Consider the following 24,177-nt stretch of genomic DNA (forward strand, 5'->3'; position numbering starts at 1 on the left):
TTCAATCGTTTCATTAAGTTATTTTTAAAGAACTTTTCCAAAATCTAATTTTCTACTTCTTGACTTGAAGCATTAAATTCCTCGATAATCTTATCTCCTCCTTGAGATCTCCATTTATCGATAGCATCTTCAAAACCAGCCATATCAATTTGACCTAAGATATATTGATAAGTAGCATCTGTAATAAATTGCTGCAAACGAGTTCCATCCTGTATAAAAGTTTGTGAATACAATGGCTCTGTTGGGTTTTTAATTAAATAGTTCTCATTATCTTTAATTAATTCTTCGGCTTTAGCTTTTATTTCATATTCCACCTTCATTTCATAACTACCTCTTGTTTCCGCTTCTCCAATTAAAAACGCTGTATATGGTTTTACTTCACGTTCATACAAATCTTCGTCTAAAATCTTTGCCTTACCATCAACTACTTCATAATGCTCGCCTTCTATTCCCCAATTAGCCATATTTGAAAGTTCAGGTGTCATCATCTTATCAAAATAAGCTAAAATACCTTTTAATTCTTCCTCATTTTTCACTGAACTTTTTGGGAACATCATTACGCTACCATATCCTGGCAATGACCATACACCAAAATCTCCTTTTGGCCCTTCTACATAGTTATTCACATCGTATTCTAAATCCGGATTAATCGCACTAGCATCATTGTACAAACTACCTACATCTCCCATTGCTCCTACGTATATACCTGCTGTACCGTTTTTAAACATCTCTTGTTGATCCGTTTTACTTGCTACTGGGAAATCTTGATTTATATATCCATTAGCATGCATCTCTTTAAAATAATCCATTGTTTGGATATATTCATCAAACATAAATTCAGGCAATAGTTGTCCATCTTTTTCTCCCCAATAATTTGGTGTTCCAAACCAAGAAGAAACTGTTTTAAATGCACCGTAAATGAGGTCGCCTCGATCAGCTAATCCGATGGTATCATTAGTTCCATTACCATCAGGGTCATCTTCGGTAAATGCCCGGGCCATCTCCATAAACTCTTCGGTAGTAGTAGGTGTATCTAATCCTAAATTGTCTGCCCAATCTTTACGATAAATAAAACCTTGTCGTGATAACGGAATTCCAGTATACAAACCATAAATCTTCCCATTAATTAACGTATTTTCTATAACATTGTCTTTTAATTTAGATAAATTTTCATATTCATCTATATAAGGTCCTATCTCCCAAAATTGTCCATCTTCAATTGCATCTCTAAATTGATTGACTTCTTGTGACCCTAAATTAATTACATCTGGCAATGAATTTGTAGCAAAAGCTGAATTTATTCTGTCATAATAGTTACTAGATGGAATCCACTGAATATCAATTTTGACATTTGTTTGTGCTTCGATTTCGTTAAGTATCCTATCTTCAGGAACTTCAGCTGTGTGGAGACCTGCAATCATGGAGAATTCAAATGGTTGATTGGATGAATTCTCCTCATTATTACTAGTATTTTCTGAATTATTATTACACCCAATTGTAATCAACAATAAAATGCTAATAAATAATAACTTTAGATGTTTTCTTCTTTTCACTTTAGTCACGCCCCCATTATTTTTAAATATGTAGCATCCTTTGAATTTATAAAAAGTTATGACTCGTGAATTCCCTCCCAGCTATTTAATAAATGGTATATAATAAATGTAGTAGAAATGAGGCCCATTGTATATAATCAGGTTATAAGGGAAAGAAACCGCTTACTAAAATGGTGTTCTATATACATTCACTTAAACGAATAATCATTTTGACCGGAACGTTTTTTTCTTTACAAATGATCATCTGGGATGAGATTTATCTTTTAAAGCCTTGTTATTAAGGGGAGAAATGTTTCTAATATAATGATTATTGAACTATTACTACATTTGATAAGAGTATATTTACAAGGAAAACTTCTTTATAAAATGTTTCGAAAATAAACGGATTATATTTTTTACCAATCATTTGGTTTGCAATAAAATGGATTAAAAAATTAAAATAATTAACTTATTTTTAAATGATTGGTTTCTGAATGATGAAACTAAAAAGACTTAGCAGATGAATATTTGTTATCTAATAAAATGATTACTCTAGTATCAAACCAGCAAATCACCCTATTTACTTTATTAAATATAGCTTGTATTATAATGTCAATTCTGAACTTAATGAAAGAAATATATTGTAAAAGGATGTCATTATGAAAAATTTCATCAACAAACATTATTCTAAGTTAATTTCCATACTACTCGTAATAAGTTGTGTACCAGTAATTATTACAGGAATCCTTTCATATATTCAATCTTCAGATGCTATTATGGATTTATCTAACACGGAAAAACAACAAAACATCAAACAGATTCAATCCAATGTGGAACAGGTTTTAAAATATGTGGAACTATCAACAGTACATTTTATAAATTCTGGTCAAGCTGAGGAATTACTAAACAAAGATATTAATCGAGAGTCTTATATCGATATTAGAAAGCTAAACAATGATTTAGCAGAGCTACAAAATGTGGATTATGGTATTGAAGATATAGTATTTGCTAACTTAGATGAGCGTTGGTTAATAAATAATAATGGGATTATCCTATTAAATAAAGAGACTACTAATAGAATATACAATACATACCTTAACGGACCTGGTAAAACACATTGGTTTATCGAAGATTGGGATCAAATTACTTTACCTAATGAAACTAGGAATAATTGTTCTCAATATATATATCTGGTAAAAAAATTACCATTAAACTCTACAAAGTCAACTGGACTTATATCTATATTTATGCCATCTTGCAAATTAACGAATATTATGACTAAAAGTAAAAACCAGGAATCATTTATGATTCTTGACCAACACAGACAGATAATTGCACATAGTAATCCAGAATATACCGGGGATTTCCAAACAATCCCAGAACCTTTAATAAACAAAATTACCCAAACTAATATGAAGAATCAGTTTAACTTTTCTCACAATGATACCGCCTTTAAGGTTACTCATCATACTTCAGACTATAATAATTGGACTTATATCTCTTTTGTCAAAATTGATGATTTACAAGAAAAATCTAATTCTATTGGTTGGTTAACTTTATTAGTTGTCAGTGTATTGTTAATGATCTCGATAGCTTTTGCTTATATTGGAAGTAACGTCATATATAAACCAATTAAAAAGCTACGAAATTCTATATGTTCGAATGTACACCCTGTAGATCAAGATAAAAATGAATTTGAAATGATTGAGTCTCATATTGATAAATTATTAAATCATAATAGTCAACTGACCAAAAAAACGCAGAATCATGTGACTCAACTAAAACAGTTATTTATGATCCGTTTATTACAAGGCAAAATTAATGATGATGAAATTAACTATAAGCTAAAAACATATAAATACCCCGATAAATGGAACTGGTTAATTTGTTTTTCGATTAAAATAGATGCCATAAATCAAAAGAAATTTAATGAAAACGATCAAGACTTGATTTTATTTGCAATTAATAATCTATTAGAAGATCTCATACCGATAGATCAGAGATTATCTCCAATTGTATTTAATGAAACACAAACAACGATCATTCTGATAGATAGTGACAATGACACCACATATACTAAAAAAATTAATCAAACTGTCGAAACAATTCAACAGAAAGTGCAAGAGTATTTCAACATAAATATAAGTATTGGTATTAGTAATCGTTTTAAACACCTTATCGAGACAGAAAAAGCTTATCAAGAAAGTAACGAAGCACTAAAATATCGCTTAAAAACTAAAGATTCTTCAGTGATTTTCTATAAAAATTTGGATCGGAGTTATTCAAAGTTAGCACCATACCCAACAGCAATTATCAATAAGATACTTGATTCTATCAAGATCAGCGATTATCAAAACGCTAGCAAAGAAACGATGAATCTATTTGAATTCATCGAACGAAACAATATCAAGCATCAACATCTTACCATCATTTTGTCACGATTTTTATATGAATTATTTGAACTTAAAGAATTATTAGGAATACATCTTGAAGACTTGGACTCTCTTGATATGATTAATCACTATCATAGTCTAAAATCATTAGAAGAAACAAAAAGATGGATAATGGATGATGTCGTTCAAACTATTATTATCCGACTTGATGCAAAAAATAATAATAAGGAAAAAAACATATCAGATAAAGTCATTCAGTTTATTAAAGAAAACTATAATACTAAAATTACACTAGATATTATTGCTGAACATCTTCATTACAACCCGAATTATTTAGGGAATATATTTCAAAAAGAAACGGATTGCACTTTTAGCGAATATTTAATAAACTACCGGATAAGTAAAGCGAAACTTTGGCTTTTATCTACAGATATGTCTGTAAAAGATATAGCTTTACAACTTCAATATAAAAATTCTCAAAACTTTATTCGATCATTTCGAAAATTGGAAGGTATCACTCCTGGTAAATATCGACTAAACTTTAAAAGTATAAATAGAAATAAACTAAACAATAGCATTTAGGGTACTTAAAAAAGATGAAGGCTGAGACAAAAGTGATTTGTCCCAGCCTCTTCAGTACAGTTAAGTCTTTTTCCTCATTTTGATATGCAAATATTATATAATCTTCTTATAATACCTACTTCGCCATTTTCACTTTATCTTACACACTTTTCTCGTAAATAGTGAAGAAAACTCTTTGCTTCTGCCTGAGTAAGTTCTCTCCTTATCTCATTTTTTCCAGCTCCTAAACCAGTATTATCATATTCAAATAATCTAGCATTTAAAGCTGAAAACCCCCCCATCTCCGTCCAAGGCTTTTGTTTTATATGTTTATCTAGAGTACATTCCATAAACAATACACTTGCTTGAGCCTCAGGGTTTCCTCTAGGGTGCCATGGCCTACCTAAATATACAGTATAATCGATCATTTCACTCGATTCTTTAATAATATTACACCTTTCAAAAACATATCCATATGGAGTAAATATGGAAGTACTTGCAGCTGTAATGAATCCGTTATTTACGTCATCACCTCTGTCTAAGGAAATAATATTACACTCTTCGAATACTGCTAATCCCGCCCCAAAAATAAAATCAACAGCTCCTTCTATGAAACACTGATAAAAATAATGGGTTCCTTGATCGATAAGTAATGTATCTTGATAACCATGAAAACGGCAATTTTGAAATTTTACTTGGTCACTTCGCTCTGTTGTACGAAACGCGACTGCTTGCAAACCTTCTACTTTCGTTGGATCATCGTCTTCTTTTACATATTCTTGCATATAGTTAAAAGAATTCTCTATTGTCAAGTTTATTGCGGTAAAGCCCTTCTCTCTGACGATAACACTCGCACTATCAAAAGTACCATACTTGCTTCCATCCTCTTTTTTCGATCCGCTTGCTACATCAAAACACAATATTGTCTCTTCTCTATCTTCACCAATTAAAGTAATAAAAGACTTATCTATATCCAATTTTTCTTTATAGATTCCTTTACAAATATAAATAATATATGGTTGATTTTCTTCTGCACTGTCTATAGCTTCTTGAACGGATGTGAAGTGTAAATATTCTGAATCTTTTGATGAGGAATTATTTCGGATGTCTACTACACAATCAATGGATAGCTCTAACTCTTTTTCCGCATCTTTTATTTTTTGATACACTATAATCCCCCTATATCATCCTTTTTTTATTACCGTCAACTTTTCTTACTTGGTCTTGCGCTAAGTCTTCTAATTCTTATTACAGACCTTAAATCATGCCCTATGTTATTAAGCAAGGGACATGATTTAAATATCCACCAAAATTTATTGATTACTTAAACTTTCATTAAATTCTTCCATTACCGCTGTACCACCTGCCTCTTTCCATTTCTCAATGGCAGCTTCAAATCCTTCCTTATCTAATTTCCCCATCATATATTGATACGTGGCATCAGTCATGATTTGATCTAATTGGCCAGCATTTGCGGCATAAGTTTCTGAATCTAATGTGACAGTAGGATCTTTAATGAGATAGTTTTCGTTATCTTTCTCTAGCTCTAATGCTTTTATAGCTGTCTCATAATCATTATAGGATTCATATTTTCCACTTGTTTCTGGTTCACCAATTTCAAATATTTTATACGGTCTAACTTCTGCATCATATTTATCCTGATCAATTACTTTAGCCTGACCATCTATTAATTCATAATGTACACCTTCTTCTCCCCATAATGCTAAATTCGCTACTTCAGGTGTCATTAGATAATCATAGAATTTTAGAATATTCTTTAATTCTTCTTCTGATGCTACTGCAGATTTAGGAAACAACATTAAACTTCCATAACCAGGAATAGACCAAACTCCAAATTCACCATGAGGACCTTCTACATAATTTTGAACATCATATTCTACATCAGGATTTATTTTTGAGGCATCATCATACAAAGATTTTACATCTGACATGGAACCAACATATAGTCCAGCAGTTCCGTTTTTGAACATTTCTGTTTGATCTTCTTTACTTGTTACAGGAAAATCCTGATTCATATACCCATTTTGATGTAATTTTTTAATAAAATCCATAGTTTCTATATATTCCGGGTACATAAACTGAGGTAATATTTCACCATCTTGCACTCCCCAATAGTTTGGTGTACCGAACCATGAAGCAATTGTCTTAAATGATCCATAAATTAGGTCATTTCTATCTGTTAACCCAATTGTATCATCCTTACCATTTCCATCTGGGTCCTTTTCGCTAAACGCTTTCGCCATTTCATAAAATTCATCTGTTGTGGTTGGTGCAGAAAGACCTAAATTATCAGCCCAATCTTTGCGATAAATAATTCCTGATCTGGATAATGGGCGCCCTTGATAGATACCATAAATTTTTCCATCTATTTTTGAATTCTCTAATATTTCATCTTTCATTTTACTCAAATTTTCATATTCTTCAAGATACGGACCAATCTCCCAAAACTGTCCATCACGGATGGCATCTTTGAATTGTTCCATTTGTTGGAATCCAACACCCACTACATCTGGAAGTGAGTTCGTCGCAAAAGCCGTATTTAATCTTTCATTGTAGTTATTATCTGGTACCCATTCTATTTCTAAATTAAAGCCAGTAGCATCTTCCACTTTAGTTAAGATATTTTCATTAGGTACATTCGGTGTTAAAAGATTAGTCATAAAGTGAATGGTCGGACGTTCACCACTTTCCCCTTCAGCATCTCCACTTGAAGCGCCTTCATCTTTGCTACACGCAATTAATATTAGTAATAAAAAACATATAACACTTAAAATTTTGATTTGCACCTTTCTCATAAATAATCCACCTTTCGTAATTAACGTTTTAAGAAAAAGATAAATCCCTTCACATTTTTCATTATTCTGATTCGATCGATGCAATCCACCGATTTTTAATGTTCGATCAACTTTGATATAGGAGTAATCATTCACATCCTTTACATAAGCACATTCCTCATATGTTTGATGCTCCAGTATCGTAAAACCTTACCCTCCAGGGCCATTTCTTCTTTCCTTTTCACTTCCAGGATGTTGTGTTTAATTAATAAAATAAGATGGAGAAAATACTTACTAATCTAAATTTATACCCTTCATTTTTTTACCTCCTCTTATTTGAAACTAAAAATTAAACCAAACAGAAAGCGATTACAAAATTACAGATTACCCCCCTTTCAATCAGGAATCTTCATAAGTATACCAACAAAATACTTGAATCCTACGTATCTGAATATCCTTCTGTAAAAATGATTATCCCTGGCTAACAATAGGAATGTTAGGAAAAGCTTAATGGTAAAGATATTATCTGCTATTCGGCTCCACAAAGAATTTTGCTTTAACTAGTTAAATGATTATCTAGCTATTCTAAAATATAATTAGGCAAGAAATAGGCTTTCTAATATTAGATGGGATTTTCTAACTTACCAATTATTAGACAAGTTAATCCAGTGATTGTCTCCAAGAAGCATTAGATTCTTTCATTAAACGTTTTACGAAACAATACCATTAATTTTCATTGTCCCTTATATTCCTTCCGTTGCTTCCATTTGATATAATAATAGTACTATTTTTCATTAAAAATACGAGGTGCCTATGGAAGTCATACGTTGGATTATAAAAAAATTATGGCAGACACTTATGGACAAAACTTTTTCTCCTATCCATATATTAGCGAATCGCTATAAAGTTGAAAAAGTGTTAGGCGAGGGAAGTTATGGAATTGTTTATTTATGTTGGGATTTGAACACAAGTGGAAAATGCGTGGTAAAACAAATGCGCAAGAGTAAGCGGAAAGAGAATGAAACGATGTATAAGCAAGAAACAGCCGTACTTAGCATATTAAATCATCCAAGCATACCAAAACTAATGGAAACCTTTACTTACCAAAACAACATGTTTTTTGCCATGGAATTTATAGATGGAGAAAATTTAGAAGATTTATTATTTACTAAGAAAAAACAATATCAAGAGAAAGAGGCCTTACTATTTTTTAAAGAATTGCTAGAGATAGTTCAACATATTCATAAAAAAGGAGTGGCACATGGGGATATAAGAATCCCAAATGTTATTATGAACAATGAAAGGTTATTTTTAATTGATTTTGGATTATCACAAAACCTTCACAAGAAAAACGTCCAAGATGATTTTTATGACTTAGGAGACTTTCTTCTGTTCATACTTTATTCTACATATGATGCTCCATCTAAAAAAAATCAACCTTGGACCAAAGAATTAAATTTGCAAACTAATACCACTTGCATCTTAAAAAAGCTACTACAAATAGAAGAGCCGTACCAAAATGTTAATGACATTTTACAAGATGTCAATCATGCTATTAGTGATCATATCAATTAACTGCTACTGCTCCCAAAGAAACCACGTTTTTTATAACGATGGGACCCGGAGTACGGATAATGACCTCGACGTCCACTACTGCTGCTTCCGTAATAGCGGTGCTTTTTTCTTTTACTGGAGCTATAGTGATGGTGTCTGGATCTTCGACTACTACTATGCTTGTTCATTTCATGCGATATTTTTTTCAGGAATTTCTTAAACATAACAAAACCTCCTTATATTAGATACGGTAATCTTCATCAAAAGGTTTCATTATTATTTGTAGAAGGATTTATTATGATACATTAGAGTTAACCCTAAGTTAGCTCTTTCTTTACTTCGCTTTATTGTAAAATTTACTAACTTCTAGCTCCAGAAGTTGTTTCTTCATTTCTACGCCCCCACGATAACCAACTAAACCTCCGTTTTTACCTACAACTCTATGACAAGGAATTACGATTAGCGCCGGGTTAGCACTAATGGCTTTTGCAACAGCACGAGCAGAATGAGGTCTTCCAAGTTTAGATGCGATTTGTGAGTAGGAAAAGGTTTGTCCATACGGAATTTTCCTTAATTCATACCATATGGTTAATTGAAAATCAGTTCCACGCATATCAAATGGAAAAGTAAAAAAAGTCCTTTGCCGTTGAAAATATTCCGTTAACTCAGCTAGATAAGGCTGTAACTTTTCGTTATTTTGTTCTAAATGATAATCTGGAAATCTCGATTCAAAAAAGTTTGTAGATTTCTTAAAACTGTTATCCTGAGGGCCTAAGTAGCACAACCCCTTATTTGTAGCAATGAGGTACATTTTCCATTGATCGTGGGAAAACAAACTCCAATAAGCAACTTTACGTTTTGTTTGCTTCACAGCTTAAATTCCCCTTCCGTTTTTACTTCTAAATTGAGATGGTGAGCAACCGCATATTTTTTTAAATTGTTTGTAGAAACTAGAAAAATTGTTGAATCCTACTTGAAAACATATTTCCGTGCTGTTATGCATTGTGTTTAATAACAAATTCTTTGCTTTGTGAATTCTTATGATTTCAAGGTATTTGTGTGGTGTCACACCATATTTTTCTTTGAAGATTCGACTTAAATAATACGGGCTTACACCAATTTTGAACGCAAGTATGTTTAACGTGATTTTTTCTTGATAGTGCTGTTCTAAAAAGGTTTTTGCTTCCACTACCATATCTTGCTGAGGATCGAAGATGTCGACAGATAGTTCAGGTTGACACCTTTTACATGGTCGAAACCCCTGTTGTTTTGCAATCACAGCATTTTCAAAGAAACATATATTCTCAAAATTCGGGGTTTTAGATTTACAAGATGGTCGACAAAAGATACCAGTTGTCTTTACCGCATAAATAAACTTACCATCATATCTTTTATCACATGTAGCTACTGCTTTAAACATTAACTTTAAAGACAGAGTATTTGATTTCATAAAATCAGTCCAATCAATAAAGAATCTACCAACTGACAACCACTCTAGGCTTTTCTAATTAAATCCAATCAAGCAATTGAGTAGGCTAATGGGAAATTAATAAAAATAACAATTATACAAGACAAGATCGATGCAGGACCTGTTATAGAAGCAGTAACTGCTGATATAAAAAGAAACCCGAACCCAATATGGAAGCAATATACAATGCTATACCTTCATAAAAACCAATAGAACGCTTTTCCATTAAACATCCCTTCCTTCAATAAAACTTTAACACTTGAAAGAAATTAGAATCTTATCTTTTCTTGCGTTCTAATTCTGATTATAGATTTAGTAAGTTATAACTCTAAATCCAAAAAATGAACAAAAAAAGACACATTCAAAATTATGACATGTGTCTTGAAACTATGATCTGAGAGGGATTTGAACCCCCGACCTCTTGCCTGTCAAGCAAGCATTCTCCCGCTGAACTATCAGATCGTAATATTTAACTTTGCTCCCACTCAAAGTGATCAATCAAATGAGCTATACAATAATAGCAGTAATTTTACTATAATCAACCTATTATAATCTGTCAATAAATAATATCACGAGCTATCCGATGTATGATGAAAACTGTTTAAAATCCTAGTTCATCCATAAAAAGAATTCAATTATCTTTTAATGTTTTCCATGACATACCATGAATTAGCTCGCAGTAATTTCATATACTCTTCTTCTGAAGCACGTAATTCTCTTTTTATCTTTCTATTTAACTTGTCTATATCTCCTTCAACATCCATACTTTCGTTTTTGAAATCCACCAAAACACGAAAATATACTTGTTTCTTGTACAACACTCTTGCTTCCACCTGTTGATTCATTACATCGATCATAGGATAGTCAAATTTTTATGTCACTTTCCTTGTAAATTGTCCAACCATTTTTACTGAATAATGCTCCTACCCATTGTTTCAATACCATTACAATTGTCATATTCTTAGCTCCTATTTACATATTACCCTCTTCTTACCAATCTATTGAAATTGGTAAACTTTTCTGTTACTTATTATATCAAGCTTCCTATAGATTGGGAAATTTATCATAACGATTCTTTATATTACATCTGCTAAGCTATTAAATAGATCAAATTGCAGGAGGTATTAGATGAGAAAAATTCAAGTTTTATTAGCTAGTTTCATTATCGTTACAGGCTTGACAGTCATGCCTGGTTTCGTTGAAGGATATACAGTCAAACAAGGGGATACATTCTGGAAAATAGCGCAAAAATACGGTGTATCTACGAATGAACTTATGCATATTAATAACTACTCTTCTTCTATGTTATACCCTGGAGAGAATCTCACGATACCAGCGTCTATTTCAGAATCTGACAAAGAATTAATAGCTAGATTAGTTCATGCAGAAGCAAAAGGAGAACCTTATGCAGGAAAAGTGGCAGTAGCAACTGTTATTTTAAATAGAGTTGATCATCCGAATTTTCCAAATACGATAAAAGGCGTTGTGTATGAAACTTATGAGAATGGAGCAATTCATGCGTTCAGCCCTGTTGCTAATGGAGAAATCAACAAGCCTGCTAATAGTGAAGCAAAACGTGCTGTCGAAGAAGCCATTGCTTTTCGTGGACAAGGACAAGGATCAATTTATTTTTACAACCCAGATACAGCAGTAAGCTCTTGGATTTTTGAGCAACAAACTACTGTTAAAATTGGCAATCATGTATTTGCAAAATAAGAGAACTGGAGCTCCAGTTCTCTTATTTTTTATTGCTATTTATATATACTTCTGCCGGTATATGGATTTCCTGATTCCCTGCAACATATGGTGCAATCTCATATTGCTGGAACACCAATGTAATACCATCATCAGTAAAATAAAAAGCAGTATCTTTCGTTAACTTAATATCTTCCTTTTTTAAATCCGGATAAAATATATCTGGACGATCAGTGGCATATTCCCACACATAATCACGAACAGCTTCAATTTGTTCTTTTTCCGTAAGTATATTGGTTAAATATACACGTTTTCCCTTATCAACATCAAAATTAAACGATTCAACAGTAGTGTTACCATGGGCTCCTCCACTGAAAATATAATTACTTGTCAAAATACTTAATTTAGGAGATTTGTTATATTTCACTTCATAATCTGTCTGATATTCCGCTTGGAAATCGTATTTTTCTGCTTGTTTTTCATTTTCCTTTAGTTCTTTATATGACTCTTTAATATACTTCTGAAATGTTTTATTAATTTTATCCTCCATCTCAGGTTTTTCCATTTCCGAAACTTGCGGATATTTTAATGCCTCCATATCTTTATATAGTTCATCTGTTACAAGAGCAGTTTGACTATTCGCAAATGCTGTTGAAGTCATCATCGTGAAAATTAATAAAAATAAACAAAGCTTCTTCACCAAAGCACACATCCTTTTTTTGCTTAGCTTACCTTGAATAATAAGATTCATACATGTGTTTTTGATGAAAAATTATGGGAATAACTACATCATAGGTGGTGAAGAAAATGTCAATTGAACATATCGTTATCTTACTTTTTATTGGTTATATCATTTTTACGATTGATACAAAGAAAGAAAACTTTCCTGTCCCATCCGTATTAATATTACTGGGAATCGGACTAGCTTTTATTCCTTTTTTCGAATCGGTAAAACTAACGGAGAATACCATTTATCATATTTTTTTGCCAGCGGTACTATTTGTATCGGCTTACCAATTTCCCATAAAGGATTTCCGTCAAAATGCTAACTTAATTATATCCCTTGCAACTATCGGAATCATTTTGAATGTACTGCTATTAGGTTATTTGATTTCTGTTATTTCCCCTATTAGTTTAGCCGGAGCATTTGTTGTTGCCGCTATACTGACACCTACTGACCCAGTTTCAGTTGTATCCATAATCAAAAAAGCAACCGGAAACGAAGAGGTAGCTAGTATGGTCGAAGGGGAATCGATGGTGAATGACGGAACTAGTATTGTACTTTTCACAACTTTAATTGCTATAGCCACGCGTGAAAAAGGATTTTCTTTTTCTGCATTTTTAGGTGACTTTCTGCTCATTTCATTAGGAGGAATTGCAATTGGGCTTTTTTGTGGTTATTTAGTAAGCAAAATTGTTCACTATTCTCATTATCGTAATTATCAAATTATGCTCAGTATTATTTTGGCATATGGTTCTTTCTTAATTGCTGAAGCTCTACATGTTTCTGGAGTCTTAGCGACTGTTGCAAGCGGCATGATGATTTCATTTGAATATGGTCGCGCAATTAAAGAAGATCATTTTCGAGAATCATTGGACGGATTTTGGGAAATTGTTGAAAACAGTTTACTTGCGATATTGTTTTTAGTAATCGGGATTGAAATAACCGAGTACTTATCACTTAATTACTGGCTTTATGCTATCATCATTTTTTTGTTCATGATTTTCGTAAGGTTTGTTATTACCTACGCTGTAACAAAGGTAATCGCCCCCCTTTCCTGGCGTTACAACCTGTTAATATCATGGGCAGGATTAAAAGGTTCTATGTCTGTATTTTTAGTCCTGACCTTATACGCCAAAAGTGCCAGTGGTATAAATAGTGATTGGATTGTTGGAGTTAGCTTTACCGTTATTTTATTGTCACTAACCATACAAAGTCTTAGCATGGCACCAATCTCACGATGGTTGTTAAAATAATGCATGTAAAGAAAAATCCTGTTAAAATACTTTATGATAAGGGGGGAGTTTCTGTGGGACGTAATGGCACAATGGAAGATGTAACTATTCAAAGTAAACATTTACGTGAAGAAATTGAGATAAAATGGTACCTTCCAGAAGGATTTACAGCTTTTCAAGATTATCAATTATGTATCATGAATGATGGTGATGATTATTTCAGAATGGGACGAGTTGCCACTTTAAGTGATCAGCTACATGAAAATATAGAAATTGAACCGACCATTTTTGTTGGCATTCATTATCAAGATAAGCATGATCGACGGGAAAAATACCATCCAAGTGGTGAACAACAGGATACCTATATCGCTTTTCTCGTAAAAGAAGCGATTCCTTATGTCGAGAATCATTTACATATAACACCGGTAAAGCGGATATTAATGGGAGATTCGCTAGCTGGAACTTTAGCATTTATGATCGCAACTCAATTCCCACATACATTTGATACCGTCATAATGCAATCACCGTATGTAGATGGAGATGTTTTGGAAAGAGCACGAATAACCACTATATTTCCCAATCTTGAAATATATCATTCAATTGGAAAAGAAGAAACCAAAGTACAGATGACAAACGGTGAATCTGCTGACTTCTTAACACCTAATCGTCATTTACATAATGAATTAGAAGGAAAATTACATGTTTATCATTATGATGAGTTTAATGGTAATCATACTTGGAAATTTTGGCAAAAGGATTTAAAGGATATATTAATAAAGATGTTAGGATAAGGAGATAGAAAATGGAATTAAAAGTAGTCAAGACAGATAAAGAATTACAAGACGCCTACAAAGTTCGTTCGATTGTTTTTGTGGAGGAACAAGGTGTACCTGAAGAACTAGAAATAGACGATTTGGAACAAGAAGCGCTTCATTTTGTTGGGTATCATAATGACGAACCGGTAGCAGCAAGCAGAATGCGGCTCGTTGACGGTTATGCAAAGATGGAGCGTATTTGTGTATTAAAATCACAGCGTGGTAGAGGCTATGGCAAAGATATTCTTTTATATATGGAAGACAAAGCAAAAGAAAAAGGAATGAAAAAATCAAAACTAAATGCCCAAATACAAGCAGAGAAATTTTATCAATCGCTTGGTTATGAAACGATTTCCGGTAAATTTATGGATGCAGGTATTCCCCATGTGACAATGACAAAATCAATATTGACAGTGGAAGCTAAAATGTGAATCATGCATTTTAGCTTTTCTTATTAACAATGGTTCTCTCATGTATGTACTTTAATATTTTGGTGTATCCTAATACAAAATATGATAAAGATAGGAGAAACAACGATGCAATACGGCTCAATTTTTGTTGAAACATTGTTTGGTTTTGTCATGTTGTTTATCTTAGCTAAAGTGCTTGGAAAAACACAAATCAGACAGCTCACAGCATTTGATTTCATCTCAGCACTTATTCTTGGGGAATTAGTAGGGAATGCACTTTATGATGACGAAGTGGGCATTAGTGATATTGGTTTTGCCGTTCTATTGTGGGGAGCTTTATTATATTTAACTGAAATCATCACACAACGGTATAAGAAAACAAGGTCTATGCTAGAAGGCAGACCATCGATTGTTATTCATAAAGGGAAATTGCAACGCGAAGAAATGAAAAAAGGAAAGCTCGATATGAATCAACTTTTACACTTATTGCGCTCTAAAGATGTTTTTTCCATTAGGCAAGTGGATTATGCCATCCTCGAAACAGATGGAACCATATCCGTATTGAAGAAAACGGCCTACCAAACCCCTACACGTAATGACTTGCATCTCCCCCCGGAACAAGTTGTCTTGCCCTTTATGCTTATTAATGATGGTGAAATTATTTGGGATAGTCTTCGTGAAATCGGTAAAGATGAAAGCTGGTTAAAAGAGGAACTAAAAAAACAAGAAATTACTTCTGTGCAAGATGTGTTTTATGCTGAATACGAAAAAGATAAGAATCTGTATGTTCAAGGATATTAATTTAGTGGAGTTTTTTTGACCCCCTGATGGTTAAGCAAGATGTTAGCGTCTGTTATCCTTGAAGCTTGAAGTGGGCGGCTTAGCACCGTGATAAAAGGATTCTAAATATCTGGAATGGGAACCATCTAGTTCAGTTTGGAGTACATAATATTAAAAATGTACTCCAAACTGAACTGCTTTTTTGTACTCCCATTATAGGAGGATTGCTCCACTATACAGTTGCTTCAAACTTTCCACCTTTTCCAGTGACTTCTGCATATACCGTATGTTTTGTTTGGTTTTCTGGTTCTGTTACATATTCATGATTTCTCTTCTTTTGTTGAGGAATCACTATTTTTTTAGGTTCCTCCTTGGTTCGTTCCTCTTTATAACGCATGCCAAATTGGATCGGGTATAGCCTTTCAATTGGAAATGGGTCACGTTCTTTACGCGTGACACGATTATGATATTGTTGATACTGATAATTCTCAACCGGCATAATATATCCCATTACCACCCATCCCCTTTCATGCCTTTATAATATTCTATACCCATATTTTCGGAAAATGAATCCTACTTTTGTCCGTCAAACAAAAAAATGGCATAACTCGCTCGATCCTTATTCGCACTAGATACAAACTGCGAAATAGTGAAAAATCAGATTTGCTCTGTTCCATTCTATCCATAGTAAGTGCTGAAATACCGCTTCGGCAGAATACTTCGCTTTCCATGGGCACGGCTTCAGCTAACTTGGTAAAGAAAATCACTTTACCAAGTGGATCTTCAGCTCGCGCTGTTCCCACTGGAGTCTACGTATTCTGCCTGCGCTAATAACATTATTCTATCTTTTTAAAGTGGAAATACTCTGAAACCAATTCCTGTGTTTTACTTTTTTCAAAAACTAGAAGACTACGCTAAGCGGAGGCAAGATACTTAGACTCCTACGGAAACAGCACGTGTCCGAAGACCCCACAAGAAAACGCCCTTTGTTTTCTGAGGAGGCTGTGGCCGTGGAAAGCGAAGTATCTTGCCGTAGCGTATCGTAGCACTCATCTCCAAAAGGATGGGAGGAAGGAACATAATAGTTGCTACGTAGTATATGTTTTATGCGCACAAATAAATTTACATAACTAAAACAGATAGCTTCTCACGAAAAAGCTATCTGTTTTATTGTTAGAGCCATGAAAATGGTGGACGTTCGTCTTTATCTTTGTCATCATCGTCTTGTTCGTCTGCAACCTCTTCAACTTCATCTTTCTCAAACAATTCCTCTTCTTCCTCTTCCACTCCACGTGGACCAAAGAATGGATCATGACGGCGAGTTGGTTCAATTCGAACATTCTCTGCTTTGATAACTAGATCTTTCACATAAATCACTTTCTTCTTATCTGACACGTTCTTCACTCCTTCATTCTTTTATCTCAAAATGTACTGGGTTGAAATGATCATTACATCTTATGCAACAGGTAAAGAATAGTGCCTATCTCTCTATGTTAAAAGCCGACCATGTTGATTTCTTTAATTTGATTCATAGGAACAGATATGGGTCTCGGTTTACTTGCCACTTTTATAATTACCATTTCGTTTTGATAGTCTTCAATCAGTCCAATGTATTTTTTTCGTTCGGTTATTAATTCGCATTTTACCTTTGGAACATGAAAAGGCATGGAAGCAAAATAGATTACTTTTTCCAATATGGTCATCTCTTTAAACTTTTTATTTTCCAGTTGTTTCTTTGAGAAATACTGATTCGGTATATCTTGAGAATTCTGAGGCTCATCATAGGTACTAACAGAATGATAATGTGACTGCATGGTTCTCTTTGGTTCATCCAAATCAGGTTGCGTAATATATAACTTTGGTAATTCGCGCTTTTCATTAATGGCGTCCATCTTCACTACCTCCCTAATAACATTGCATAATTATATATATGACAAACGTCTATAACTTGTGAAAAAAAAAGCAACACCTAATTATAGAAAACAAGGCTTTCGTCTATACGAATAGACATTTCTATCATAGATTAATTAGTGTTAACGAAATCTTTTCAGAAGAGGAGTGTAGTGTAATGGGAAGAAATTCAGGATGTAACGATGATGTAGCAGGAATTGGAAGTGGAAAGGACTGTGTTTGCGAAGTTGTCCGTGCGATTGCTGATGCACAAGATAACGTTTTAGATCAACAATGTGATGTGAGCTGTTCACGTTCTATCCAAGATTTAGTATCACCTGTAAGAGGTAACGGCTTAGATACAGTACCTTTTATTTTATATGATAAAAAAGGTAAACCGTTCAAAGGATTCGGAGCTGAAGTTGATGCTAATGGTGGGCCAGCTCGTTTTGATTGCTTCAACAGTTTTATTTTCCGTGTAACTGAAGTGGATGATGACTGTTGTGCAGTATTAGAACTATTAGTATTTGACAACGATGACACAACTTGTGGCGATCCTTGTGAGCAATTGGACAACGAGAAAGTAGATGATTTAGAGCGTACTGGCATCTGTATTACAGTAGACTTAAATTGTTTCTGCGCTATTACTTGTTTACCAGCTGTATCTGTACTTTAATGATCAGTTATACTCTTCCAGCGTTAAAATACTGGGAGAGTTTTTTTATTTAATTATTTATCATATTACTTGAATTTACACATGAATATCTGATAAAATCCGACACGTTGTGTAAAAAAAGATGAATATTTTGTCAAAGGTAGGGTAAAGTATATTGTGCACTCATACACAAAATTATTTTTTTGGAAAAGGATGATAGGATGAAAAAGGTTACAAAGGTATTTTACATTTCTCTTGCTATTTCGTTGTTATTTATTGTTTGGGGGATTATTCCTAAAAAAGCATTACCTGAATGGAACCTCGATCATGTCACCTCACTTATTCAAGGTTTTCTGGTGACACGATTTGGTTGGTTTTATTTATTAGTTACAACTGCTTTTTTAATTTTCGCGATCTTTTTAATTGTCTCTAAATATGGAAATATAGTACTTGGAAAAGATGGAGACAAGCCTGAATATAATTACTTAACTTGGTTTGGTATGTTATTTAGTGCTGGTATGGGTATCGGTCTTGTGTTCTGGGGTGCAGCAGAACCAATATGGCACCTACACGAACCGCCATACCCAACACGATCGGAGGCAGCGGCAGCACGTGTTGCCATGCAGCATAGTTTCTTTCACTGGGGCTTTCACCCATGGGCAGTTTATGCCACTTTAGCATTGGCATTAGCTTATTTTCAGTTTAGGAAGGACGAGCCCGGTTTAATTAGTAGTACATTGAAACCACTTTACGGAGACAGAATGAACGGTGGTTACGGAACATTAATTAATGTTATTGCAGTATTTGCTACTGTTTTTGGTGTTGCTACCTCACTAGGTCTTGGTGCACAACAAATAGGTAGTGGTTTAGAATTTATTTCAGATAATATTTCTAATACCTTTAATACACAACTCATAATTATTATAGTTGTAACAGTCTTATATATGTTGTCAGCATTAACTGGTTTGAATAAAGGTATAAAAATTTTAAGTACAACGAATATTGTTGTTGCGATTCTATTAATGTTTTTCTTATTATTTACTGGTCCAACGAACTTCATTATGAATTTCTTCACAACAACTTTAGGTTCTTATATTTCGAATTTGCCAGAAATGAGTTTCCGAATGGCACCGTTCAATGAAGATAATGCGAACTGGTTAGAAGATTGGACTATTTTCTACTGGGCATGGTGGATTGCATGGGCACCATTCGTCGGTATGTTTATCGCACGTGTATCCCGAGGCCGTACAGTTAGAGAGTTCGTTGTTGGTGTCTTGTTAGTGCCTACCCTATTTGGTGCACTGTGGTTTAGTGTATTTGGTGGATCAGCTATTCACTTGGAAATGAACCAAAATATAGATATTCTAAGTATCATAAAAGATTCCGGCTCTGAAGCGGCATTATTTACTGTTTTAGAGAACTTTCCACTAAGTACAATTATGTCGGTACTAGCTGTAATACTGATCAGTACATTCTTTATTACATCAGCTGACTCGGCAACTTTTGTCCTTGGTATGCAAACGACAAATGGTGACTTGAATCCAGATGTTCCGGTTAAAGTTGCTTGGGGGATTGTTCAATCAGGTACGGCAGCTGTATTATTGTGGCAAGGTGGCTTAGGGGCGTTACAAACGGCCTCGATCATAGCAGCATTCCCGTTTGCCATTATCATGATTATGGTCATCTTCTCGCTGTTTAAAGCATTCCAAGAAGAAGCACGTCTATACACATTGAAAAGAAAGAAAAGAGAAAATTCATAATATTAAAAGGCTATCTCCCTTACGAGATAGCCTTTTATGTGTCCAAAAAACGTTGTTTATCTTCTGTTTTTGGGATCATACATTGATCTTTTTTGCCGAACCAGCGGTAACGATTTTTGGCAAGGATGTTATAAAATATATCACGAACCGGCTTTGGTATAACGAGAAATATCGATAAGAATTGATAAGCTCCTTTAAGCTCTTTAGCAATACGTAAAGCAGCGGTGGATTTTGTATATACTTGATCATTTTCAATAAGCACTATGCTGTCCATATTTTCGGAGAATTGTTGTTGTTTTAAAAGTTGTTGACCTATTTCACTCTGTAGTGATGCGAATTGGAATTTGAATTTAGGATCTCGTTTTATTATAAATTGAACACTGCTACTACAAAAATTACAAATACCATCAAATAAAATTATTCTTTTCATATATAGCACCTCTTTTGTACAATATATCAGAATTATCCATGTCGATACAAAAGGTAATACTTAGTTATTTGAATTGCTTAGATCTTATCCTTTTAGGCAATAGTTTGGGCTGAACATATTAAAAGCAAAATGAAAAGACAAGAATCCGATACAATATCGAATTCTTGCCCAACAAACTACTTAATAGAATTTTTTTCTAAGCTTTTGGGAATCACTTCATGATGACAGCAGCTCCAATAGAGTTTTTATACATATTCTAATATTTGTTGCAATTCTTCTACGTATTCTGTTGATCCTGTTACAACTAGGCGATCGTTTAGTTTCAATTCGGTATCACCATGAGGAACAATCGAGTCATTGCCACGGAATATACGAACCATGATTACATCACCCGTAAATGGAAATTCACGTAATAGTGTACCATCATAATTAGCGTTATTCATATTAATTTCGTATAATGCACTGTCTTGTTGTGTAAAGATGTTCACAACATTTGGCGATTCAATTAATGCCTTCAACAGTGTTTTGGAGGACAGTAATACAGAGAACACATCAACGCCAATTTCCTTAAGTCTTTTTTCGATAACTGGAATTTCAATTCGCGCAATAACTCTTTCGACTCCGTATTCTTTCGCATACGTAGCAATTTCTTCATTTTTATATTCATCCCCAGTAGTTACTACAACTATATCATGTTCAAATACACCTGCATCTTTAAGTGTTTCCAGATCATAATTTTCAAGTTCATTAATATCGAAAATGGATCGACCTAGTTTATCGTCTATTTTTTCTTGCCGTGTATGGAATAAATGTGTCTCAAATTCTTTTGTATCCAATTCTCTAACTACAGGAATGGTAGCCTGATTGATACCAATAAAAGAAACGGATTGCTGATAATCTGTTTCTTCATGATTCACATAATACTTTTTAAAAAATGACGGAGTAATAATACAGGATAAAACAGCAACTAATATTAGAGCCCCATGCATTTCGCTTGAAATGATCTCTAACCGTTCTCCAATGGTCGCAGCCGCAATCACTAAAGATAATGTAGATGTCAATAGCATACTAGCAGCAATCACTGTTTTGGTATCATACCATTTTTTTAAAATAGCTATTGGAATGACTTTTGAAACCAATAAGGCGATAAATAATAATGGAATCAAAGCCAATACTTTGGGTTCATCGTACAGTGCCCATAAGTCCAATTCCACCCCGACCATAACAAAGAAAATCGGAATTAGAAAGCCATAACCAAAGCTATCCAGTTTTTGTACTAATTCTTGATTTGGCGCTAATAACGAGACTAACGCACCAGCTAAAAAGGCACCAAGAATATTTTCTGCTCCAACAGATTCAGACAAGGCAACAAGAAAAATGATTAACGTAAATACTGCCCTTGTCCCAATTTGAATCGTACCTTTAGACATTGTTTCGATAAAAGATTGATTACGAAAATGCTTGCCAACGAAATACAATAATACACCGACACCAAATAGGATCAGTAATAACCACATATTCCCCGATCCTTCACCATAGAAGGAAACAAATACAGCTAACAGTATCATCGTAACAAGGTCGGCAATGACAGCAATTAATAAAATTGTTTGGCCGACGGTTGTCTGCATCGCCTGTGCTTCTTTTAGTGTAGGAACAACAATCCCTAATGAAATCGTAGAAATGATTAACGTCATTAAGTAAACATTGTCAATAAATCCAAACAGTACAAACAGATAGGATAATACAAACGACAAGATCAAAATGCCAACAAAAACGAGACTTGCTAATAAGACTGGATTGGGCATTTTTTTCGTCTCTTTATTTTTGCGTTGTCTTTTACTCGAAAAAATCGAGAAATCTATTTCTAATCCACTTAAAAACATTAGGAAGATAAAACCTAACGTGGATAGTGTTTCTAGCCAATTGCTCTCTTCCACAAGGTTAAAGCCACTATTACCGATTATCAAACCAACAATGATCTCTGCCACTACTACAGGAATCATTTTTAATCGGAATCGGTGTAATAGAATCGGCGTTAAAAATGCTGCGAGAATGACTATAACTAGTGAGCTTACAGATTCACCGTGCTCCATATTACAGCAACTCCTTTCCCTCTAAACTAAAAAGCTCATAAATGCTGTTGCTAAACCAAAATAAATAAATATTGAAATCAGGTCATTTAATGTTGTAATAAATGGACCAGATGCAACAGCAGGGTCAATATTAAAACGGTGCATAACAAGTGGTACGAATGCACCTGAGACTGTTGCGACAAATAAAGTTGCCATAATCGAAATACCTACAAGTAATCCTAAAAATATATTACTCTGCCATATTGCAATCAATATTGTAATAATAATTCCACAAGATAATCCAGTAATTAAACCTGTTTTTGCTTCTCGCCAAATGACAGAAGCTTTACCCTTCTTCTCCATTTCACCGGTTGAAATACTTCTAACAGCTACAGCAAGTGCCTGAGTACCCGTGTTACCAGCCATACCTGCAATTAATGGAATAAAAATCGCTAAAATGGCTACTTGCTCTAGCGTAGCTTCAAATCGACCAATAACAGTGGCAGATAACATACCTAAGAATAAAAGAATAACAAGCCATGGCAGTCTTTTTTTAGCGGATGAAAGAGCAGTGTCTCCACTTCGTTCTACCTCGGAGATACCGGCCAACTTGGAGTAGTCATCACTTGCTTCCTCTTCCATAACATCCATAATATCATCGACAGTAATAATTCCAAGTAAATGATCTTGAAAGTCGACAACAGGAAGAGCTAAAAAGTCATAGTCACGCATCATTTGTGCGATATCCTCTTGATCTTCTCCAACTGGTACAGAAACAACACGTTCACTCATTACATCCTGGATGAGCCAATCACCTTCTGCAATAATTAAGTCCCTTAATGAAATGACACCGACCAGTTTTTTATAAGAATCGACCACATATATATAATAAATTGTCTCGGCGGAAGGGGCTTCCTTTCTTAAATGCCTCATCGCATCTTTAACAGTCATCTTCGTATTAATGACGACAAATTCTGTTGTCATAATACTACCTGCTGTTTTCTCTTCATAATGAAGAAGTTCTTTAATTTCCTCTGAAGACTTCTTGTCCATTATTGTTAAGAAACTTGCTACTTTATTTTTATCTAATTCATTTAAAATATCTACCGCATCATCCGTAGACATATGTTCTAATATTTTAGTTGCAAATGCTGGAACCATCTCAATGATGTATGCCGCAACAAGGTCTCGATCAACTTGTTCTATCACTTCAGCCATTTCTTCCGGGGATAGGTAGGAATAAATTAAAAAGCGGATATCGTCATCTTGTTCTTCGAAAATCTTTGCTTGATCATATGGATGTAATTCTAGAAATTCCGCTCGAAATTGATCGATTTTTTCATCGATTAATGCTTTCTGTATTTTTTCCCACATTTCCATTCGTTCATGTTGCTCTAAATGTTCCATTATT

The 24,177-nt window shown here is 33.9% G+C and carries 22 protein-coding genes, 1 tRNA gene and 1 pseudogene; 9 read left to right on the forward strand and 15 right to left on the reverse strand.

Features of this window, described 5'->3' with window-relative positions; genetic code table 11:
* Positions 1 to 44: 44 nt before the first annotated feature.
* Entirely contained in the window at positions 45 to 1,553 is a 1,509-nt protein-coding gene (locus ACTWP4_RS14710; protein WP_443129536.1) for an extracellular solute-binding protein, read from the reverse strand.
* A gap of 638 nt (positions 1,554 to 2,191) precedes the next feature.
* On the opposite strand from ACTWP4_RS14710, the gene ACTWP4_RS14715 reads away from it, so the two are divergent.
* Positions 2,192 to 4,507 (forward strand): helix-turn-helix domain-containing protein, encoded by a 2,316-nt coding sequence (locus tag ACTWP4_RS14715; protein ID WP_443129537.1) that lies wholly within the window; start codon positions 2,192 to 2,194, stop codon positions 4,505 to 4,507.
* A gap of 134 nt (positions 4,508 to 4,641) precedes the next feature.
* On the opposite strand, the gene ACTWP4_RS14720 is transcribed toward ACTWP4_RS14715, so the two are convergent.
* Complete coding sequence (locus ACTWP4_RS14720; protein ID WP_443129538.1) at positions 4,642 to 5,655, reverse strand: pectinesterase family protein; 1,014 nt, start codon at positions 5,653 to 5,655, stop codon at positions 4,642 to 4,644.
* A gap of 144 nt (positions 5,656 to 5,799) precedes the next feature.
* Complete coding sequence (locus tag ACTWP4_RS14725) at positions 5,800 to 7,302, reverse strand: extracellular solute-binding protein (RefSeq protein WP_443129539.1); 1,503 nt, start codon at positions 7,300 to 7,302, stop codon at positions 5,800 to 5,802.
* Between the two features lie 792 nt (positions 7,303 to 8,094).
* Between ACTWP4_RS14725 and ACTWP4_RS14730 the strand changes: the two genes are divergently transcribed.
* Complete coding sequence (locus tag ACTWP4_RS14730; RefSeq protein WP_443129540.1) at positions 8,095 to 8,856, forward strand: protein kinase domain-containing protein; 762 nt, start codon at positions 8,095 to 8,097, stop codon at positions 8,854 to 8,856.
* A gap of 313 nt (positions 8,857 to 9,169) precedes the next feature.
* On the opposite strand, the gene ACTWP4_RS14735 is transcribed toward ACTWP4_RS14730, so the two are convergent.
* The 5 genes and pseudogenes from ACTWP4_RS14735 to ACTWP4_RS14755 form a co-directional block, all read right to left on the reverse strand.
* Positions 9,170 to 9,706 carry a methylated-DNA--[protein]-cysteine S-methyltransferase gene (locus ACTWP4_RS14735; protein ID WP_443129541.1) on the reverse strand — a complete coding sequence of 179 codons (537 nt, stop codon included), beginning with the start codon at positions 9,704 to 9,706 and terminating at the stop codon, positions 9,170 to 9,172.
* A 3-nt stretch (positions 9,707 to 9,709) separates the two neighbouring features.
* Positions 9,710 to 10,285, reverse strand: coding sequence for a bifunctional transcriptional activator/DNA repair enzyme AdaA (locus ACTWP4_RS14740; protein ID WP_443129542.1), 576 nt, complete (start codon positions 10,283 to 10,285; stop codon positions 9,710 to 9,712).
* Between the two features lie 71 nt (positions 10,286 to 10,356).
* Positions 10,357 to 10,529: pseudogene (locus ACTWP4_RS14745) on the reverse strand (amino acid permease); the annotation flags it as partial.
* A gap of 164 nt (positions 10,530 to 10,693) precedes the next feature.
* A tRNA-Val gene (locus ACTWP4_RS14750) sits at positions 10,694 to 10,765 on the reverse strand.
* Positions 10,766 to 10,938: 173 nt separating this feature from the next.
* Positions 10,939 to 11,124 (reverse strand): hypothetical protein, encoded by a 186-nt coding sequence (locus ACTWP4_RS14755; RefSeq protein ID WP_443129543.1) that lies wholly within the window; start codon positions 11,122 to 11,124, stop codon positions 10,939 to 10,941.
* A gap of 307 nt (positions 11,125 to 11,431) precedes the next feature.
* On the opposite strand from ACTWP4_RS14755, the gene ACTWP4_RS14760 reads away from it, so the two are divergent.
* Positions 11,432 to 12,019, forward strand: a complete 588-nt coding sequence (locus tag ACTWP4_RS14760; RefSeq protein WP_443129544.1) for a cell wall hydrolase — start codon at positions 11,432 to 11,434, stop codon at positions 12,017 to 12,019.
* Between the two features lie 22 nt (positions 12,020 to 12,041).
* On the opposite strand, the gene ACTWP4_RS14765 is transcribed toward ACTWP4_RS14760, so the two are convergent.
* On the reverse strand, positions 12,042 to 12,698 hold the full coding sequence (locus ACTWP4_RS14765) for a DUF3298 and DUF4163 domain-containing protein (protein ID WP_443129545.1): 657 nt from the start codon (positions 12,696 to 12,698) through the stop codon (positions 12,042 to 12,044).
* 107 nt (positions 12,699 to 12,805) lie between these two features.
* Here ACTWP4_RS14765 and ACTWP4_RS14770 point away from each other — a divergent pair, with 107 nt between their 5' ends.
* From ACTWP4_RS14770 to ACTWP4_RS14785, 4 genes are all read left to right on the forward strand, one after another.
* Entirely contained in the window at positions 12,806 to 13,975 is a 1,170-nt protein-coding gene (locus ACTWP4_RS14770; protein WP_443129546.1) for a cation:proton antiporter, read from the forward strand.
* A 53-nt stretch (positions 13,976 to 14,028) separates the two neighbouring features.
* Complete coding sequence (locus tag ACTWP4_RS14775; protein WP_443129547.1) at positions 14,029 to 14,745, forward strand: alpha/beta hydrolase; 717 nt, start codon at positions 14,029 to 14,031, stop codon at positions 14,743 to 14,745.
* Between the two features lie 11 nt (positions 14,746 to 14,756).
* Complete coding sequence (locus ACTWP4_RS14780; protein ID WP_443129548.1) at positions 14,757 to 15,200, forward strand: GNAT family N-acetyltransferase; 444 nt, start codon at positions 14,757 to 14,759, stop codon at positions 15,198 to 15,200.
* A gap of 105 nt (positions 15,201 to 15,305) precedes the next feature.
* Entirely contained in the window at positions 15,306 to 15,980 is a 675-nt protein-coding gene (locus tag ACTWP4_RS14785) for a DUF421 domain-containing protein (RefSeq protein WP_443129549.1), read from the forward strand.
* A gap of 211 nt (positions 15,981 to 16,191) precedes the next feature.
* Here the strand turns inward: ACTWP4_RS14785 and ACTWP4_RS14790 are convergent, their stop codons facing one another.
* The 3 genes from ACTWP4_RS14790 to ACTWP4_RS14800 form a co-directional block, all read right to left on the reverse strand.
* Positions 16,192 to 16,470 carry a hypothetical protein gene (locus tag ACTWP4_RS14790; RefSeq protein WP_443129550.1) on the reverse strand — a complete coding sequence of 93 codons (279 nt, stop codon included), beginning with the start codon at positions 16,468 to 16,470 and terminating at the stop codon, positions 16,192 to 16,194.
* 662 nt (positions 16,471 to 17,132) lie between these two features.
* Positions 17,133 to 17,354 (reverse strand): hypothetical protein, encoded by a 222-nt coding sequence (locus tag ACTWP4_RS14795; protein WP_443129551.1) that lies wholly within the window; start codon positions 17,352 to 17,354, stop codon positions 17,133 to 17,135.
* 98 nt (positions 17,355 to 17,452) lie between these two features.
* Positions 17,453 to 17,851, reverse strand: coding sequence for a CotO family spore coat protein (locus tag ACTWP4_RS14800; RefSeq protein WP_443129552.1), 399 nt, complete (start codon positions 17,849 to 17,851; stop codon positions 17,453 to 17,455).
* 176 nt (positions 17,852 to 18,027) lie between these two features.
* On the opposite strand from ACTWP4_RS14800, the gene ACTWP4_RS14805 reads away from it, so the two are divergent.
* Both ACTWP4_RS14805 and ACTWP4_RS14810 read left to right on the forward strand, forming a co-directional pair.
* On the forward strand, positions 18,028 to 18,525 hold the full coding sequence (locus ACTWP4_RS14805; protein WP_443129553.1) for a CotY/CotZ family spore coat protein: 498 nt from the start codon (positions 18,028 to 18,030) through the stop codon (positions 18,523 to 18,525).
* 200 nt (positions 18,526 to 18,725) lie between these two features.
* Positions 18,726 to 20,264 (forward strand): glycine betaine uptake BCCT transporter, encoded by a 1,539-nt coding sequence (locus ACTWP4_RS14810; protein WP_443129554.1) that lies wholly within the window; start codon positions 18,726 to 18,728, stop codon positions 20,262 to 20,264.
* Positions 20,265 to 20,298: 34 nt separating this feature from the next.
* Here the strand turns inward: ACTWP4_RS14810 and ACTWP4_RS14815 are convergent, their stop codons facing one another.
* The 3 genes from ACTWP4_RS14815 to mgtE form a co-directional block, all read right to left on the reverse strand.
* Positions 20,299 to 20,694, reverse strand: coding sequence for a thiol-disulfide oxidoreductase DCC family protein (locus ACTWP4_RS14815; RefSeq protein WP_443129555.1), 396 nt, complete (start codon positions 20,692 to 20,694; stop codon positions 20,299 to 20,301).
* Between the two features lie 245 nt (positions 20,695 to 20,939).
* Positions 20,940 to 22,787 (reverse strand): monovalent cation:proton antiporter family protein, encoded by a 1,848-nt coding sequence (locus tag ACTWP4_RS14820; RefSeq protein WP_443129556.1) that lies wholly within the window; start codon positions 22,785 to 22,787, stop codon positions 20,940 to 20,942.
* Between the two features lie 21 nt (positions 22,788 to 22,808).
* On the reverse strand, positions 22,809 to 24,173 hold the full coding sequence (gene mgtE / locus ACTWP4_RS14825; RefSeq protein ID WP_443129557.1) for a magnesium transporter: 1,365 nt from the start codon (positions 24,171 to 24,173) through the stop codon (positions 22,809 to 22,811).
* Positions 24,174 to 24,177 lie beyond the last annotated feature (4 nt).

The organism is Gracilibacillus sp. D59 (assembly GCF_052246695.1).
GTDB lineage: Bacteria > Bacillota > Bacilli > Bacillales > Amphibacillaceae > Gracilibacillus.